Annotated in this window: 20 protein-coding genes; 9 read left to right on the top strand and 11 right to left on the bottom strand. The window is 35.2% G+C overall.

The features are described 5' to 3' along the window. The first annotated feature begins 5 nt into the window (after window positions 1-5). Window positions 6-1,328 carry a DUF58 domain-containing protein gene (locus RT037_RS07135; RefSeq protein WP_313029391.1) on the top strand — a complete coding sequence of 441 codons (1,323 nt, stop codon included), beginning with the start codon at window positions 6-8 and terminating at the stop codon, window positions 1,326-1,328. Between the two features lie 92 nt (window positions 1,329-1,420). Beyond that, window positions 1,421-1,840, top strand: coding sequence for an OsmC family protein (locus tag RT037_RS07130; protein WP_312322719.1), 420 nt, complete (start codon window positions 1,421-1,423; stop codon window positions 1,838-1,840). 72 nt (window positions 1,841-1,912) lie between these two features. Here RT037_RS07130 and RT037_RS07125 read toward each other — a convergent pair whose 3' ends face one another. After that, entirely contained in the window at window positions 1,913-2,863 is a 951-nt protein-coding gene (locus RT037_RS07125) for an isopenicillin N synthase family dioxygenase (RefSeq protein WP_312322720.1), read from the bottom strand. 223 nt (window positions 2,864-3,086) lie between these two features. Beyond that, window positions 3,087-4,868 carry a transcription termination factor Rho gene (gene rho / locus RT037_RS07120; protein ID WP_312322722.1) on the bottom strand — a complete coding sequence of 594 codons (1,782 nt, stop codon included), beginning with the start codon at window positions 4,866-4,868 and terminating at the stop codon, window positions 3,087-3,089. A 170-nt stretch (window positions 4,869-5,038) separates the two neighbouring features. Between rho and RT037_RS07115 the strand changes: the two genes are divergently transcribed. The 6 genes from RT037_RS07115 to RT037_RS13855 all read left to right on the top strand — a co-directional run bounded on the left by RT037_RS07115 (window position 5,039) and on the right by RT037_RS13855 (window position 8,920). Then, complete coding sequence (locus RT037_RS07115) at window positions 5,039-5,428, top strand: DUF4293 family protein (RefSeq protein WP_312322723.1); 390 nt, start codon at window positions 5,039-5,041, stop codon at window positions 5,426-5,428. Between the two features lie 103 nt (window positions 5,429-5,531). Then, window positions 5,532-7,370, top strand: coding sequence for an ABC transporter ATP-binding protein (locus RT037_RS07110; protein WP_313029384.1), 1,839 nt, complete (start codon window positions 5,532-5,534; stop codon window positions 7,368-7,370). A 268-nt stretch (window positions 7,371-7,638) separates the two neighbouring features. Further along, the gene (locus RT037_RS07105) at window positions 7,639-7,887 is read left to right on the top strand and encodes a hypothetical protein (RefSeq protein WP_313029381.1); all 249 of its coding nucleotides are present in this window, start codon (window positions 7,639-7,641) and stop codon (window positions 7,885-7,887) included. 144 nt (window positions 7,888-8,031) lie between these two features. Continuing rightward, entirely contained in the window at window positions 8,032-8,214 is a 183-nt protein-coding gene (locus RT037_RS07100; RefSeq protein ID WP_312324141.1) for a hypothetical protein, read from the top strand. Window positions 8,215-8,399: 185 nt separating this feature from the next. Further along, window positions 8,400-8,753, top strand: a complete 354-nt coding sequence (locus tag RT037_RS07095) for a hypothetical protein (protein ID WP_313029376.1) — start codon at window positions 8,400-8,402, stop codon at window positions 8,751-8,753. Next, a complete protein-coding gene (locus RT037_RS13855; protein WP_374329719.1) occupies window positions 8,726-8,920 on the top strand; it encodes a T9SS type A sorting domain-containing protein in 195 nt (64 codons plus the stop codon). The genes RT037_RS07095 and RT037_RS13855 overlap by 28 nt, the downstream gene beginning before the upstream one ends. 43 nt (window positions 8,921-8,963) lie before the next feature. Here the strand turns inward: RT037_RS13855 and RT037_RS07090 are convergent, their stop codons facing one another. The 9 genes from RT037_RS07090 to RT037_RS07050 all read right to left on the bottom strand — a co-directional run bounded on the left by RT037_RS07090 (window position 8,964) and on the right by RT037_RS07050 (window position 15,499). After that, window positions 8,964-9,485 (bottom strand): hypothetical protein, encoded by a 522-nt coding sequence (locus RT037_RS07090; RefSeq protein ID WP_079667685.1) that lies wholly within the window; start codon window positions 9,483-9,485, stop codon window positions 8,964-8,966. Window positions 9,486-9,525: 40 nt separating this feature from the next. Continuing rightward, the gene (locus RT037_RS07085) at window positions 9,526-9,990 is read right to left on the bottom strand and encodes a hypothetical protein (RefSeq protein WP_312324145.1); all 465 of its coding nucleotides are present in this window, start codon (window positions 9,988-9,990) and stop codon (window positions 9,526-9,528) included. Next, window positions 9,984-10,547: a hypothetical protein gene (locus tag RT037_RS07080; protein WP_312324146.1), complete on the bottom strand. Its 564-nt coding sequence runs from the start codon at window positions 10,545-10,547 to the stop codon at window positions 9,984-9,986. Before RT037_RS07080 ends, RT037_RS07085 begins: the two co-directional genes overlap by 7 nt. Before the next feature lie 35 nt (window positions 10,548-10,582). After that, window positions 10,583-11,896: a Fe-S cluster assembly protein SufD gene (sufD, locus tag RT037_RS07075; RefSeq protein WP_313029370.1), complete on the bottom strand. Its 1,314-nt coding sequence runs from the start codon at window positions 11,894-11,896 to the stop codon at window positions 10,583-10,585. 72 nt (window positions 11,897-11,968) lie between these two features. Next, the gene (gene sufC / locus RT037_RS07070; protein ID WP_313029366.1) at window positions 11,969-12,712 is read right to left on the bottom strand and encodes a Fe-S cluster assembly ATPase SufC; all 744 of its coding nucleotides are present in this window, start codon (window positions 12,710-12,712) and stop codon (window positions 11,969-11,971) included. Window positions 12,713-12,842: 130 nt separating this feature from the next. After that, a complete protein-coding gene (locus RT037_RS07065; RefSeq protein WP_313029365.1) occupies window positions 12,843-13,235 on the bottom strand; it encodes a four helix bundle protein in 393 nt (130 codons plus the stop codon). A gap of 37 nt (window positions 13,236-13,272) precedes the next feature. Next, window positions 13,273-14,721, bottom strand: coding sequence for a Fe-S cluster assembly protein SufB (gene sufB, locus RT037_RS07060; protein ID WP_312324226.1), 1,449 nt, complete (start codon window positions 14,719-14,721; stop codon window positions 13,273-13,275). Between the two features lie 37 nt (window positions 14,722-14,758). After that, on the bottom strand, window positions 14,759-15,127 hold the full coding sequence (locus RT037_RS07055) for a four helix bundle protein (RefSeq protein ID WP_312324227.1): 369 nt from the start codon (window positions 15,125-15,127) through the stop codon (window positions 14,759-14,761). 42 nt (window positions 15,128-15,169) lie between these two features. Beyond that, window positions 15,170-15,499: an iron-sulfur cluster assembly accessory protein gene (locus RT037_RS07050; RefSeq protein WP_312324228.1), complete on the bottom strand. Its 330-nt coding sequence runs from the start codon at window positions 15,497-15,499 to the stop codon at window positions 15,170-15,172. Between the two features lie 253 nt (window positions 15,500-15,752). Here RT037_RS07050 and RT037_RS07045 point away from each other — a divergent pair, with 253 nt between their 5' ends. After that, window positions 15,753-16,583, top strand: coding sequence for a GLPGLI family protein (locus tag RT037_RS07045; protein WP_313029361.1), 831 nt, complete (start codon window positions 15,753-15,755; stop codon window positions 16,581-16,583). Window positions 16,584-16,679: the final 96 nt, after the last annotated feature.

Here is a 16,679-nt window from a genome sequence, read left to right as displayed (position 1 = left end):
AAATTATGAAAGCACTTTACCTCAACAACAGATTATTCTTCGCGCTAATACTAGCGGGCATTATCTACGTGTTGGCTTTCTTTTTTCCGATATTGATTTGGCTGGCACATGTTGTTTTAATTTTGATTTTAATTCTAGCTTTCGTTGATTATCATATTTTATTTAAGGTAAGAGATGCGATAAAAGCGCAACGGATATTGCCTGAAAAATTATCGAACGGCGACCAAAATCCAGTTAGAATCGATGTTAAAAGTAATTATCCTTTCAAAACTAGGATTAAAATTATTGATGAAATTCCGTTTCAATTCCAGAAAAGAGATTTTTTTATTCAGAAACAGTTGGAAGCCAAGTCGGAAATTTCTATGCAATATATTTTGGAACCGAAAGAACGCGGTGAATATAGTTTTGGGAGCTTAAATGTCTATGCAAATTCACCGATTGGTTTTGTTGCTAAACGTTTTCAGTTTCAAAAAGATGCGTTGTTACCGAGCTATCCGTCATTTATTCATTTAAGAAAATATGAATTGATGGCGCTTCAAAATGAATTTCAACTTGGAGGCATTAAAAAAATTCGTAAGCTAGGACACACCATGGAATTTGAGCAAATCCGTGAATATGTCCAAGGCGACGACATCCGAAGCATCAACTGGAAAGCGACTTCCAAGACCAATCGACTGATGATTAATCAATATCAAGACGAAAAATCACAACGTATTGTCATGCTCATCGATAAAGGTCGCACGATGAAAATGCCCTTCAATGGGTTGAGTCTTTTGGATTATTCTATCAACGCCACGATGGCTTTGTCACACATTATTCTTAAAAAAGGCGATCGCGCAGGCATGATGGCTTTCTCCAAAAAGATGGAAAATCGAGTGCCTGTTGATAATAAATCTGGACAACTTCGCAAGATTTCAGAGGCTTTGTACAACATCCAAACTAATTTTTTCGAGAGCGATTACAACCGACTTTATCAAGACGTGAAATTTAGTCTCAACCAACGAAGTTTAGTATTGTTATTCACAAATTTCGAAACTTTGGATGCTCTAAATCGCCAAATTAAATATTTAAGAGGCATTGCTAAAAACCATTTATTGGTGGTTGTGTTTTTTAAAAACGCTGAGATTAATGCCTTGTTAAAAACCAATCCTGAAAGTATCCAAGAAATCTATGATGAGATTATCGCTGAGAAATTTGAGTTCGAGAAAAAATTGATTATTCAAGAATTAAAAAAATACGGAATCTACTCTGTTTATACACTTCCGGAGAATCTCAACATTGATGTTATCAATAAATATTTGGAGATAAAAGCGCGCGGAATTTTATAATTTTACATCAGGATTCTCGATACAATTTTTCTTGCTTCGCCTCGAAAAACCACTCGAATTGACACACTTAGTAATACAATAAAATTTTAAAAATGAAAATACAACTTAATAGAATCAACGACGATTATTTGTTCGAATGTAGTAACCAAAACGGACATTCGATTTTAATTGATAACACGTCAAAAGAAGGTGCAACAGGTGTTTCGCCAATGGAAACAGTTTTGATGGCAGTTGCAGGATGCAGCGGAATTGATGTTGTTTCGATTCTCAAAAAGCAAAGACAAACGATTACGGATTTCAAAGCGGAAGTTGAAGGTGAGCGTGTGCAAGTTGACGACGCAAAACCTTTTAAACACATTAAAGTGATTTTTAAACTAGGAGGGGAAATCGATCCTAAAAAAGCTCAAAAAGCGGCAGAACTTTCATTTGAAAAATATTGTTCGGTGTCCAAAACTCTGGAACCTAATGTTGAAGTTAGCTACGAAGTCTTTGTTAATGGCGTGAAAGCTTAAGTTTAAACTAAAAATTTAGATAAGAAAAAAGTCAGCAATTTTGCTGACTTTTCTATTTTTGAAAGAATGGTTTTATTTTTTTATTAAACCTAATTCTATTAATCTTTCTGTTAAGAACTCACCTGCTGTGATGTCATCGAAAGCTTTTGGATGTTCGTCATCAATTGTGTTTTCGAGAACATTTAATGGCATTTCGCTGATTGGATGCATAAAGAACGGAATCGAAAAACGAGAGGTTCCCCACAATTCTCTTGGCGGATTTACAACTTGATGAATGGTAGATTTCAGTTTGTTGTTAGAATGTCTAGACAACATATCGCCAACGTTAATTACCAATTCGTCATCTTGTGCAATCGCATCAATCCATTCACCTTGATGGTTCTGAACCTGAAGTCCCTTACCTTGTGCACCCATCAATAACGTAATCAAGTTGATGTCACCGTGCGCAGCTGCTCTCACAGCATCTTTTGGCTCATCTTGGATTGGTGGATAATGGATCGGACGTAGGATTGAATTTCCGTTTTTGATATAATCATCAAAATAAAACTCGTCCAAACCTAAGTAAATTGCCAAAGCGCGCAACACATAAATACCCGTCTTTTCTAATTTTTGATAAGCTTCTTTACCAACTTCATTGAATTTTGGTAACTCATCAACCATCACATTTTTAGGATATTCAGCTTCTAGTTTGGGATTGTTTTCGACGTATTGTCCAAAATGCCAAAACTCCTTAAGATCGCCAGTTGTACGACCTTTTGCAGATTCTTTACCAAAAGAAACATAGCCACGTTGTCCTCCAATACCTGGAATCTCGTATTTAGCTTTTGTTTCTAATGGAAGGCTGAAAAAGTTGCGTACTTCTGAGTACAGATTTTCAACCAATTGGTCATCAAGAAAGTGACCTTTAAGTGCTACAAAGCCGATGTCTTCGTAGGCTTTTCCGATTTCATTTACAAATTTTTGTTTACGTATCGGATCATCCGATAGGAAATCACGCAAGTCAACACTAGGAATGTTTTGCATTGTTTGTAATTTTTATACGAATGTAAATTTAAGCAAATTTTCAAAGGCTATAATACAATTTCATGACAAATTATTTTTAACCCAAACAGCATCAAGAAATACGATAAAGTTTAAGTTTAAAAAAAGGTAAGTGCGTTGCTTGTTTTAAGCCAATTAAAAAAATTAAACATAAAAAAACAGCTTCATTTTCATAAAGCTGTTTTTTAATATTTAAAGAAAAATCTTATTTGTTCATCGACATTAAGAATTCTTCGTTGTTACGTGTATTCTTGATATTCTTCATCACAAAGTCCATCGCTTCCACAGGATTCATATCAGAAAGGTATTTTCTCATAATCCACATACGTTGCTGTGTTACCTCATCTTGAAGCAAATCGTCACGACGTGTACTCGAAGATACCAAATCTACTGCTGGATAAATACGTTTGTTAGCAATTTTTCTGTCCAATTGCAATTCCATATTACCTGTCCCTTTGAATTCTTCAAAGATCACTTCATCCATTTTTGATCCAGTGTCGATAAGCGCAGTTGCGATGATCGTCAAAGATCCACCTCCTTCAATCTTACGAGCTGCCCCGAAGAAACGTTTTGGCTTGTGGAGTGCATTGGCATCAACACCACCAGAAAGGATTTTCCCAGATGCTGGTGTAACTGTGTTGTAAGCTCTTGCCAAACGCGTGATAGAATCTAATAAAATCACAACATCGTGACCACATTCTACCATTCTTTGTGCTTTTGACAAAACAAGGTTGGCTACTTTAACATGCTTTTCTGCAGCTTCATCAAAAGTCGAAGCGATAACTTCGGCATTCACACTTCTTTGCATATCGGTAACTTCCTCTGGACGCTCGTCGATCAAAAGTACCATCATATAGGCTTCTGGATGGTTTGCAGAAATAGCGTTGGCGATATCTTTTAATAAAATCGTTTTACCAGTTTTTGGTTGCGCCACAATCATCGCACGTTGACCTTTACCAATCGGTGCAAAAAGATCTACGATTCTTGTTGATAATGTTGAATTACGCCCAGCAAGATTAAATTTTTCTTGTGGGAAAAGCGGTGTCAAATATTCAAAAGCTACACGATCTTTGATAAATTCTAAATCTCTACCGTTAACTTCTGTTGGCTTTTGTAAAGAGAAATATTTCTCACCTTCTTTTGGAAGTCTCACGATACCTTTAACAGTGTCTCCCGTTTTAAGACCATAGTTTCTGATTTGCGCTGTCGATACATAAACGTCGTCCGGCGAAGAAATATAACTAAAATCCGAAGAACGTAAGAATCCGTAGTTGTCTGGAAGAATCTCCAAAACGCCTTCGATGGTTACAAGTCCATCAAAGTTAAATTCTTTCTTAGCTGGCACTTCTTCCTGCTGAGATTGTTGTTCTTTATTCGGATTGTTGTTGTGATTGTGTTGTTGGTTACCGCGATTTTGGTTTTGTTGACCTTGAGAATTCCTGTTTTGGTGTTGCGGCTTTTGCGTTTGTTGTGGTTTGGGAGCGACAGCTTCTATTGGTGTAGTGTTTGTTGTGCTCTCGGGCTGCGTTTCTGCATTGTTAGCTTCTTCAGCTTTTGGTTCTTCCGTTTTTGGAAGTCTCTTGCGAGGTCTCTTAGTTGTTTTGTCTGCTTCCTGTTCCGAAGTTGCTTCTACTGTTGGCGTTTCTGCTACTGGAGCAGCAACCGGTTGTTCTTCAACTTTTGCTTCTTCGACTGGGGCAGTTTCTGTAGCAACTGGCTCTGGCTTAGCTTTTGGCTTTCTACCAGGTTTTTTGGCTGGTGTTGCTTTTTGTTCTGTTGCTTCTTCTTTAATTTCCACTTCCTTCATAAGTTGGTTGTTGGCTTCTAAGTAGGATTTTATTTCGGTTTGATGCGTTGACTGATAATCTAAAATCGCAAAAACCACTTGTTCGTGTTCGGGTTTTCTACTGATTTTAACGCCTAAATCTTTTGAAATTTGAGTCAATTCGTCGAGCGACTTTGACTTCAGCGTATCAATGTTAAACATAAATGTTGTAAAAAATTGTATTTTAAAACTTTGTAAGTAAGAAAGTTAAACCAGGCGGCTTAATTATTTTCTGAGTGATTACTATGCAAATCTACATTAATTTTTGAAATACGCAAAAATTATTTTAAATTTGCCTAATCTTTTAAAGATAAAGAAGATACTAAAATTTTATGATCCAAAGAATACAGTCCGTTACCATGTTCTTTGCTGTATTATCAGCAGTCTTTTTATTTTTGACTTCGCAAGATGTTGTCATTGTAGAAAGTTTACCGGTAATGCTTATTGCATGTATTGTCCTAGTACTTTTGGGCTTGCTAAGTATTTTTAGTTTCAAAAATAGAAAAAGACAAATTCTACTGAACAACATCAGTATGGTTATAAACGCTTTGTTGATCGGTTTGTTGGGGTATTGGTTACTAAGTTTATCCGGAGGAATTAGTTTTCCTGAGAAGGGTATTGAGCCAATTTTCCCGTTGTTGGCGATTATCTTTTTACTCATGAGTAATTTGTATATCCGTCGCGACGAGAGGCTCGTAAAATCTGTCGACCGTCTTCGATAAATCACACAACGATTTTTTTGAGTTTAAACAGCTTCTTATTAAGGAGCTGTTTTTTTTATGTTGTTACGGAAATGCATTACATTTGTAGCTTAATAAATTTTCAATGAATTTATATAGAAGAATTCTACGATTTGCTGCTCCACACCAAAAATATATCTACGCTAGTTTATTTTTCAATGTTTTATATTCACTATTCCAGATAGCATCGTTAGGGACAATTTTGCCAGTGTTAGGCATGTTGTTCGGAACTATAAAAATGGAAGACCAACTTGTAGAACCAATATATGATGGGCACATTTCGCATTATTTTAATTATCTAAAAGAATATTCTTATTATTATATTCAATCTCAAGTTAACGAAAAAGGTGCTTTAACCGTTTTGGCTTGGCTTTGTTTGATAACTGGATTCATGTTTTTACTTCGTAATATTTTCCGTTATCTGGGCGCTTATTTACTTATTTTCTATCGTGTTGGCGTGACAAAAGATTTGCGAAGTGCGATGTATAATAAGATTTTAGCCTTACCCGTTTCTTTCTTTACAGAACAAAGAAAAGGTGATTTGATGTCCAGAATGTCGAACGATGTTGGCGAAGTCGAGAACAATATTTTAGGAAGTTTGGTGGATTTAATCAATTCGCCGTTCATGTTAATCAGCACTTTGGTGACTTTATTTTATCTAAGTCCACAATTAACTTTATTCAGTTTAATCGTTTTACCAATTATGGGAACTCTTATTTCTTTAATTGGGAAAAGTCTTAAAAAAGATTCTCACGAAGCTCAAAACGAATTAGGAAACATCTTCTCGATCGTTGATGAAACCTTAAAATCTTCCAAAATCATTAAAATCTTTAATGCTGATAAATTACTAAGTAATCGCTTTTCTGGTTCGATGACAAAATGGATTAATAATTCTGTAAGTCTTGGTCGCAAAAAAGAATTAGCATCACCAACCAGCGAGTTTTTGGGTGCGTTAACTTTTTTAATGATTACTTGGTATGGCGGTAAAGAGATTATCGTTAACCAAAGTATTCGTCCAGAAGATTTCTTGGTATTTTTAGGTATTTTCTTCCAAATTTTACCGCCTATCAAAAGTCTTTCTTCTTCGATTTCTAATGTACAAAAAGGTGAAGGATCTTTGGTTCGTGTGATGGATATTTTGGACGCTGATGTTAAAGTTGATGAAATTCCGAATCCTGTGCCAATTTTTGAGCTAAAAGACAAAATCACTTTTGAAAACGTTGGTTTCTATTACAATCAAGAACATTTAATTCTAAAGAATTTTAATTTAGAAATTAAAAAAGGACAAACTGTCGCTCTTGTTGGACAAAGTGGAAGCGGAAAAACAACGATCGCAAACTTGCTAACGCGTTTCTATGACGTGTCAGAAGGCAGTATTAACATTGATGGCGTTAATATTAAAAACTTAAACTTAAAACAATACCGTTCGATTTTAGGAATGGTTACACAGGAGTCGGTTTTGTTTAACGACACAGTTTATAACAATATTGCGATGGGTAAAGAGAATGCAACTCGCGAAGAAATTATCGAAGCTGCGAAAATTGCTAACGCCCACAACTTTATCGAAAGTCTTCCTGTAGGTTACAACACCAATATCGGCGACGATGGTAACAAACTTTCTGGCGGACAAAAACAACGTGTTTCAATTGCGAGAGCTGTTCTCAAGAATCCTCCAATTATGATTTTGGACGAGGCAACTTCTGCGTTAGATACAGAGTCTGAACGTTTTGTACAAGATGCTTTAGAAAAAATGATGGAAAACAGAACTTCGCTTGTTATTGCTCACAGATTATCAACCATCCAAAAAGCTAATCATATTGTTGTGATGGAAAAAGGTGAAATCGTCGAACAAGGCAGCCATCATGATCTTATGGAAAAAAATGGTGTCTACAGAAAATTGGTTGAGTTACAAAATTTTGAGTAGGTATAAATTTGCTTACAATCTATTTTAAATATAAAGTGATGTCAAATCTGGCATCATTTTTTTTTGTCTTTTTTAAATTTTAGTTTTAAAATGAATGAATTTTTAAAAGACATCATAAATAATCCAAAGCAACGAAAACAGCATAAACAACTCTCCTATTGATATTTACACTAATTAAAATATCAAGATTCATGAATTTTAAAACACTTAATTTTTTAATAAAAAAAGGCGCTTAGTATTTTTGAGCATCAGATATTTAATAAAAATCATGAAAAAAATCTACTTAGGCGTTGCAATTAGTTTATTATCCATTACATTTTTATTTTCGCAAAAGAAGTTTAACTTTCTTAATCAAACATTTGGGACTGCTATTTACGGCATTAATAAAAACGGTCAAGGTGTTATGGGTTTAAGATATTATAATTTTGCTACAAATACGCTTACCGCTGCCGAATCACAAGTTGGAGCTCTTGCATCAGTCAACGATAACGGACAATATGCAGGCGCTACTTTTTAGGATGAAGTCAATTATATTTTTCAACCAAATTTTAAAAAATCTAGCAATTGGCAAGCAATTCCTGGGTTTTCGGAGTCTGTCCCAAGTCAATCTCAATTTACAACTTACAAAATTTCGCCAAACGGAAAATGGGTTGTTGGGCAAATGTCAATTGGAACAGAACAATACGGAATGTTTGTTTTCAACACCGAAACAATGGAAATGAAACGCGTGATCGGTGGCGATTATGAGCATTATGCCGCTTATAACGTTAACGATAACGGAATTGTCGTAGGCTGCGCTGACCTTTACGGGACTTGGTACAAAAAGAACGCCTGTCTATCTTAATGTTAATGATATGCAGGTTAACGAATTTTCGCCAAGGCCTTCAGCCATTCTTAATGCGGCAGGCGGCATCAATGCGAACAATATCATTGTTGGAAATTATAAAAACCAAGCTTTTTATTACGATCTGAACAATAATAATTTCCAATCAATAGATAATTCCTGCAGGTTCTATTTCGTGCTCTTTAATGGACATCTCCAATACTGGAGTTGCTTTTGGTTTCGCAAGTATGAGCGGAAATTCCAGAAAAGCTGTCATTTATCATCCTTCAATGAGAAATACTACCATGTATTTAACAGATTTTCTGTCTTCTAACGGAATCGATTTTTCGACAGCAACAGATCAAACTTTAGGAACTGCATCAATAATTTCTTCAGATGGAAAATATATTGGAGGCTTCATCAACTCAACAATGGCAGCATTTGCGTATGGTTGTGCTGTTTATCTAGATGACGCAACTTTAGGAACTACCAATAATCTTACGACATCCAAAATCTCATATATCTTAATCCCGTGGCGGATAAATTTAGTAAAAAAATAAATGAAAATATTTCTAACATCGAAGTATACAATATCGCTGGAACAAACACTCAAATTCTAAAAACACAAAACAATGAAATAGATGTCCGTCATCTGTTGCCTGACACTTACATTATCAAATTTAATATTGGTAATACAGTCTTTAGCGAAAAATTTATTAAAAATTAATTGTGATCCCCAAATGAAAAAGAGCGAAAATTTCGCTCTTTTTTTATGCTTGATTATGTTGAATATTATCAATTAAACTCAAAACTTTTAATTTTTGATCTGCATATTTAGCTTGAAGTTCAGATCCTTCGCCCATTCTTCGATAATATTCTAAAGCTTTTTCTGCAAAGAATTTTTTGTGATAATCACTAACATCGGGAACATTGGGAAAATTGGTATGGAATAACATTTCGTAGTAAGCTTGCCATTCGCGTTCGTTTTTGTCTTCCAGCATCATTTCAGGAGATTTTTGTCGGACGTGCAACATCTCGTGAGCAATCATATTAATAACTAAATTAAATTCAAAATCAAATAAATTTCGGGGTATTAAAACCATTTGACGCTCACCAATATCACCATTTGCAGTCAACAAAATAGAGTTTTTCTCTAACTCGTCGCGAAAACCAAAACCTTCTAAATTTGGATGATCGAGCTCAAATTCATAAACAAGAAATTTAGCCAAATCCAAAATTTGATTGTTCTCTTTATAAGCATTAATGTTAAACATCAGCTGATCGTAATTCATCCTATAAATTTTCACGAATGTAAAAAAAACTTTGTTTGTGCTAAATGTTTTTCTCGCCTTTATTCATTTTCTTCATCGCATTCACCTTCACCTTTCTAAACGGTCGAATCATTTTTTTAATTGGTCGAAGTGATCGTAAATAAATGGTTACAACCAAAGAAATACAAGCTGCTGTTCCGAGCGCGCCACCAAAACCTTTAAATTCTTTGGAAATATTGTGATAAATCAAAGTGAAAATAATTGGAGCGATAAATAAATTGAAATTTTTAAAATGTTTTCTTGACGAAATCATCCCAATGAAAGTTGATCCAATCACGATGAACGGAATATCTTTCGGTAAATCAAAATGCCAAAACCACGTATTGAACTGGTAAAATCCGCCAACCAACATGGCTATTAACCCTGACGCTCGAACGGGACCTAATTTTAAATTTTTGTTTAAATGATAGGTTAACCAAGCGCCAGAAGTGGCTAAAACGATATTGATGATCAGCGTTTCTACCATGGCAAAAATAATTTATAGATGACATACGCGTACAAAACGCCCATAAAAGCTAAAGTTCCCAATTTTCCTCCAATTCCATGGAAATAATGATGCGAAAACGTATAAAAAACCGCCGTTAAAATCGTTGAAAGAAATATAAAAATATAACCGTACGGAAGTTGCGTCATACCCACGAAAGCGCCACAATAGATGGCAATCGGCCAATGCGCCGCCGATTTCATTTGATATTCTATATTTCGTGTAAAACTTCCTGTAAAACCTACCAATCCTGCAGCAAAAACGGTGTTTAAACCAACAGTAGTTTGTAAAAAATAGGTTGCAAAACTTCCTATCAAAAACCAAACGAACAAATCGTAATGTACTTCGTGTTTATGCTCGATGTGCAAACGGTGTTTTTTTCGATAGGACAAAGCCATTCCCAAAACAATCAACGAAAAAGCAATGAGAAACCAAGGTTTCAAAGTTTTTTCTTTGATGATGGCCACAATAAAATAAACCTGCGCAGCGATGAACAGGAATAATAATATTTTGGGAATTACTTTTTTAAAATTTTGCATTTAAATAAAAATAGGGCGATTAACGCCCTACTTCTTTATTCTTCAATAATCAAATCTACGCCTAATTTTTCGGCTAAGAGTTTTGAAATTTTTAATTTTAGCAGCTCAATATCAATATTTTGCATGGCATCGTTTGCGAAAGCGTAAAGCAACAAAGCTTGCGCTTCATTTTTCGAAATTCCTCGTGCACGAAGGTAAAACATCGCATCTTTATCCAATTGTCCAACCGTACAACCGTGCGAACATTTCACGTCATCAGCGAAAATTTCCAACTGAGGTTTGGTGTCGATTGACGAACCTTCAGAAAGCAAAATATTGTTGTTTTGTTGATACGCATTGGTTTTTTGAGCAATTTTATCTACAAAAACTTTCCCGTTGAAAACCCCATGAGATTTTCCACCGAAAATTCCTTTATAGTTTTGGTACGACTCGCAATGCGGTTGATTGTGATGTACCGCCGTGTGATGATCCACCAATTGGTCTTTGTCAATCACCGTAATTCCGTTCATAAACGAATTGATATTGCTTCCGTTTTGAATAAAATCTAAGTTATTTCGCACCAATTTTCCTCCAAAAGAGAAGGTGTTTACCGTTGCTAAACTATCTTTTTCTTGCTTAGCATACGTGTTGTCAATTAAATACGACGTGTCGCTATCGTTTTGAAGTTTATGCCAATCTGCTTTTGCATTTGGATAAACGAAAATTTCCGTCACCGAATTGGTGAACGTAAAACTTTCATCAAAATTATGATGACTTTCAATAACTTCTACTTTCGAATTTTCTTCAACAATTAATAAGTTACGTGTATTGTAAAACGTGTTTTCTTGTTGATTTTGAGAAAGATAGAACACATGAATTGGTTTTTCAATCACCGTGTTTTTTGGAACGTGAAGGAAAAATCCGAATTTGCAATACGCATCATTCAAATCCACAAACGTGTTGTTTTCCAACGCAATTGTATTGAAATATTTATCGAAAACAGCTTTGTGTTTTTCATCATTCAAAGCATGATTGAAAGATAACATTTCGATATTAGCAATCGAAATTTTCGACAATTCTTTGTGCAATTCTCCGTTTACAAACACGATGTAATCGAAGTTTTCCTCGCCCAAATGCAATGCATCAATTTGCTCTTTCGTAATGTGATGCTCATTGATTGGGAAAAAATTGTAGTCTTTTTTTACAATTTCCGCAAGGTTGGTGTATTTATATTCTTCGTCTTTCTTTGTTGGAAAGCCCAATTCAGCAAACTTTTGCAAAGCCGCCTTTCTTTTGTCATCGAGAAAACGATGCTTCAAGCTTTCTAAAAAAGAAGTATGATTTTCTAAAATTTGGTCTAATAGAGCCATTTTTTTGTTTTGAGTTTAGGGTTTAAGGTTAAGGTTGTGTTTCTAAAGAAACGTTGAACACCAAACTTTAAACTATTTAAGCAGCCAATCGTAGCCTTTTTCTTCTAATTCTAATGCAAGAGATTTGTCTCCTGTTTTGATGATTTTTCCGTCCGCTAAAACGTGAACAAAATCGGGTTGAATATGATTCAAAAGTCTTTGGTAGTGCGTAATTAAAAGCACAGCGTTTCCATCATTTCTGAATTTATTTACACCATCAGAAACAATTCTCAAAGCGTCGATATCCAAACCTGAATCGGTTTCGTCCAAGATTGCTAATTTCGGATTCAGCATCATCATTTGGAAAATTTCGTTTCTCTTCTTTTCACCACCCGAAAAACCTTCGTTTAACGAACGAGAAAGGAAATCTTTTTTAATTTCCAAGAGCTCAGACTTCTCACGAATCAACCCCAACATTTCTTTGGCTGGCATATCTTCAAGACCGTTTGCTTTGCGGTTTTCGTTCATCGCCGCTTTAATGAAGTTCGTTACCGAAACTCCCGGAATTTCCACTGGATACTGAAACGACAAGAAAATTCCTTTGTGCGCTCTTTCTTCTGGAGCATCTTCGATGATATTTTCACCTTCGAAAAGGATTTCGCCATCCGTTACTTCGTAATCTTCCTTACCAGCAATCACCGATGAAAGCGTAGATTTACCAGCGCCGTTTGGTCCCATAATCGCGTGAACTTCACCCGGTTTTATCTCTAAATTGATTCCTTTTAAAATTTCTGCGCCATCTTCAATTCTGGCGTGTAAGTTTTTAATTTCTAACATTGTTGATGTTTGAAGGTCTTAAGTTTAAGGTTTGAGGTTTAAGATTTCATGTTTAAAGTTCAAGGTTGTGAACGTTTAAAGTTCTTATGTTATTTGAAAGCCATTTTCCTTTATCATTAAACAAAAAACACTATTTATACTTGTTTCCTTTTATTTCTGTTTTGGAAAGATAAGTTATAAAGTTGCTTATTTTTCCGCTTAAATTTTGCAATTCTAAAAGCAAAGATTCAAAATTTTCTTGGTCGAAATATCCAAAATCATATGCTCTATAAACTTGAGAGCGAACTTCTCCAACCGAACCTTTCGCAACCGAAAGAAATTGTTTGAATTCTTTTGTTCCTCCTCTTTCAAATCCCTCTGCTGCGTTGTCCATTACTGAACCAATCGCTGCTAAGATTTGACTTTTGAATCTATGATCTCTTTTTAATTCTTCGTTTGCTTGAATTAAGTCATAAAGTTTTTTTGAAATTCTGCGAGCTTCAATCCAAATTTCTAAATCTTCGAATCTTGTGATTTTTCCCAACTTTAAACTTTATACATTAAACTCAAAACAAAACGTATTATCCTACACTTCCCTCTAACGAAATTTCCAGAAGTTTTTGGGCTTCGATGGCGAATTCCATTGGGAGTTTGTTGAGAACTTCTTTGCTGAAACCGTTTACGATTAATGCAATTGCTCTTTCGGTGTCGATTCCTCTTTGGTTGCAATAGAAAATTTGGTCTTCACCAATTTTAGATGTCGTTGCTTCGTGCTCCAATTGTGCGCTTGGGTCTTTGATTTCGATGTATGGAAAGGTGTGTGCTCCACATTCGTTCCCCATCAGTAAAGAGTCACACTGAGAGAAATTTCTTGCTCCTTTTGCAGACGGCATTACTTTTACCAATCCACGGTAGGAGTTGTTCGATTTTCCTGCAGAAATACCTTTAGAAATAATCGTTGAACGTGTATTCTTACCAATGTGAATCATCTTCGTTCCTGTATCAGCATATTGGTGCATGTTGGTAACGGCAATCGAATAAAATTCTCCGATTGAATTGTCGCCTTTCAAAATACAAGACGGATATTTCCAAGTTACGGCAGAACCTGTTTCGACTTGCGTCCAAGAGATTTTAGCATTTTTCTCGCAAAGTCCTCGCTTTGTTACAAAGTTGAAAACACCTCCTTTTCCGTTTTCATCTCCTGGATACCAGTTTTGTACGGTTGAATATTTGATTTCGGCATCGTCCATTGCAATTAATTCCACAACGGCGGCGTGCAATTGGTTTTCGTCACGAGATGGCGCAGTACAACCTTCCAAATACGAAACGTAACTTCCTGCATCAGCAATAACAAGGGTTCTTTCGAACTGTCCTGTTCCAGCTTGGTTGATACGGAAATAGGTAGAAAGTTCCATTGGACATTTCACACCTTTTGGAATATAGCAGAACGAACCGTCAGAAAACACTGCCGAATTCAATGCTGAATAAAAGTTATCACCTCTCGGAACAACGGTTCCCAAATGTTTTTTAACTAAATCTGGATGATTTTTAATTGCCTCAGAAATCGAGCAGAAAATAATTCCTTTTTCCGCTAAAGTATCTTGGAATGTCGTTTTCACGGAAACTGAGTCCATTACGATATCCACGGCAACACCAGCCAAACGTTTTTGCTCTTCGATGTTGATACCTAATTTTGCAAAGGTTTTCAAAAGTTCTGGATCCACTTCATCTAAACTTGCCAATTCTGGTTTCACTTTTGGAGCAGCATAATAACGAATCGCCTGAAAATCTGGCTTTTCGTATTTGATGTTCGCCCAATCTGGCTCTTCCATTTTTTGCCAAATTCGGAACGCGTCCAAACGCCAGTTGGTCATCCACTCTGGCTCCTCCTTCTTTTCCGAAATCATTCGGACAATATCTTCATTAAGACCCGTCGGAAAATCGTCATATTCGATGTCGGTGTAAAAACCGGCTTCGTATTCTTTGGTTTTAAGATCTTCTCGCAGATCGTCTTCTGTGTATTTTGACATTTAAGATTAATTATTAAAAAATTAAATGATTAAAAAATTAGCTCTTCTTTCTGTTATCTGTTTTCGATAAATAATCGATAAACTTTGATAATTGAACCGAAACGGCTTTACAATCATTAATTAAACTTTCTGTTTCCTCACCGTACAACATATTACAGAGATTCAACATATTTCTCACTTCTGCACAACTTCCTTTTGAATATCTCAAAAATCTTATAAGCTGAGCGTTGTTATTGTACTCACTTCCTTCCGCAATGTTATTGGAAATAGAAAGCACGGCTCTTTTTAGTTGATTGCAGAGTTCAAATTCCTTCTTGAATTTTTTTTGATTTAAAAGATCAAATATTTTCTTCGTTAGATCAATAGTTAAAATGTAAACTTTAAATTTTTCAAACTCTCGCGTCATTTTAATTTTTTAATCCTCTAATAAATAATCTTTTAATAAAATTTACAAAGAAAAACTCTCGCCGCAGCCGCAAGTTCTTGAGGCATTTGGATTGTTAAATACGAAACCTTTACCATTCAGTCCGCCAGAATATTCTAAAGTTGTCCCGGCAAGATAAAGGATGGATTTTTTCTCTACAACTACTTTTATACCGTTGTCTTCAAAAATTTGATCGGTTTCCCCTTTTTGGTTGTCAAACTTCAAGACGTATTCAAGACCGGAGCAACCTCCACTCTTTACACCTACTCTTATATAATCTGTCTCAGGATTGAAGCCTTCCTCAGTCATTAACTGAGCTGCTTTGGCTTTGGCCTGATCTGAAACTTTTATCATTGTTTTTATTTAGAATGATTTTTTATAGTGCAAAAATACAAACTAATTTCCGCAATCTCAAATCGATAGATTCTATTTTAGTAATTTAAGAATATATTAATAACTTTTAATGAAAGTTTAACCTATTAAATGCTTGAATTACTAGTAAGTATTAAGGTTTATTTTTATTAAACTTTAATTAACATCAGTAGATTTATTTTTTAAAGCAATTTAACTTTTAAAGTCAAAAAAACTCTAAACACTAAATTTGAATATGAAATATATATTAGGAATAATTGGAGTCATCATTTCGCAATTCGCGTTTTCGCAAGCGACAAGATTTGTTTATCAAGCTAGGATGACGCCAGATTCAACAAAAGTTACTGAAAAGAAAATTGAAAAAGTCTATCTAGATGTCGATGGACAAAAGTCGGTTTTTTATTCAGAAAATAAAGCAAAACGAGATTCTATCATGGCTAGAATGCGCCAAACTAAAAATTTTGATAGAAGTCAAATACAAGATTTACGCTCGATTATTGATTACATTGTAGAAAAAGATTTAGCAAAACAAAGTCTTAATTTCAAACAACGAATTGCTCGCGACCAATATGTCTATGAAGAGCAAATCCCAAATGCATGGAAAATTTTACCCGAAACTGTAAAAATTGGAAATTACCACACTCAAAAAGCGGAACAAGATTACGGTGGACGTACTTGGTATGCATGGTTTACAACAGATGTACCTTTACAAGATGGCCCGTACAAATTTGGTGGTTTGCCAGGATTAATTGTAAAGCTAGAAGACAGCAAAGGTGATTATAGTTTTGACTTAATGGAAAGTAAAAAAATTGCTGGCATACAATCACCCGAAAGTCGGGGCCAAGATATTAGCATTAAAAAAGATAAATTTTTGGCTCTGCAAAAGAAATTCCAACAAGATCCTAGCAGTTTTATGAATGCAAATTCTAATCGAATGGGGGGTGGACAACGTGGAAATGCTGGTGGCGGTCAGCAACAAGCTCCTAATCCTCAACAAATGCAAGACATGCAAAAGCGAATGCTAGACGACATTAGATCGAGAAATAACCCGATTGAAAAATTATAAAAAAATAGAACCACTTAATTGGTTCTATTTTGGTTTTAAAAGGTAGTATCTCACTAACTGTGTAAGTTGAAAAGTTATTCTGAAAAATTTTGAGCC

Source organism: Soonwooa sp., from assembly GCF_032062245.1.
GTDB lineage: Bacteria > Bacteroidota > Bacteroidia > Flavobacteriales > Weeksellaceae > Soonwooa.
Note: the sequence above shows the minus strand (reverse complement) of the source record. Positions and strands in the feature narration are given on the sequence as shown.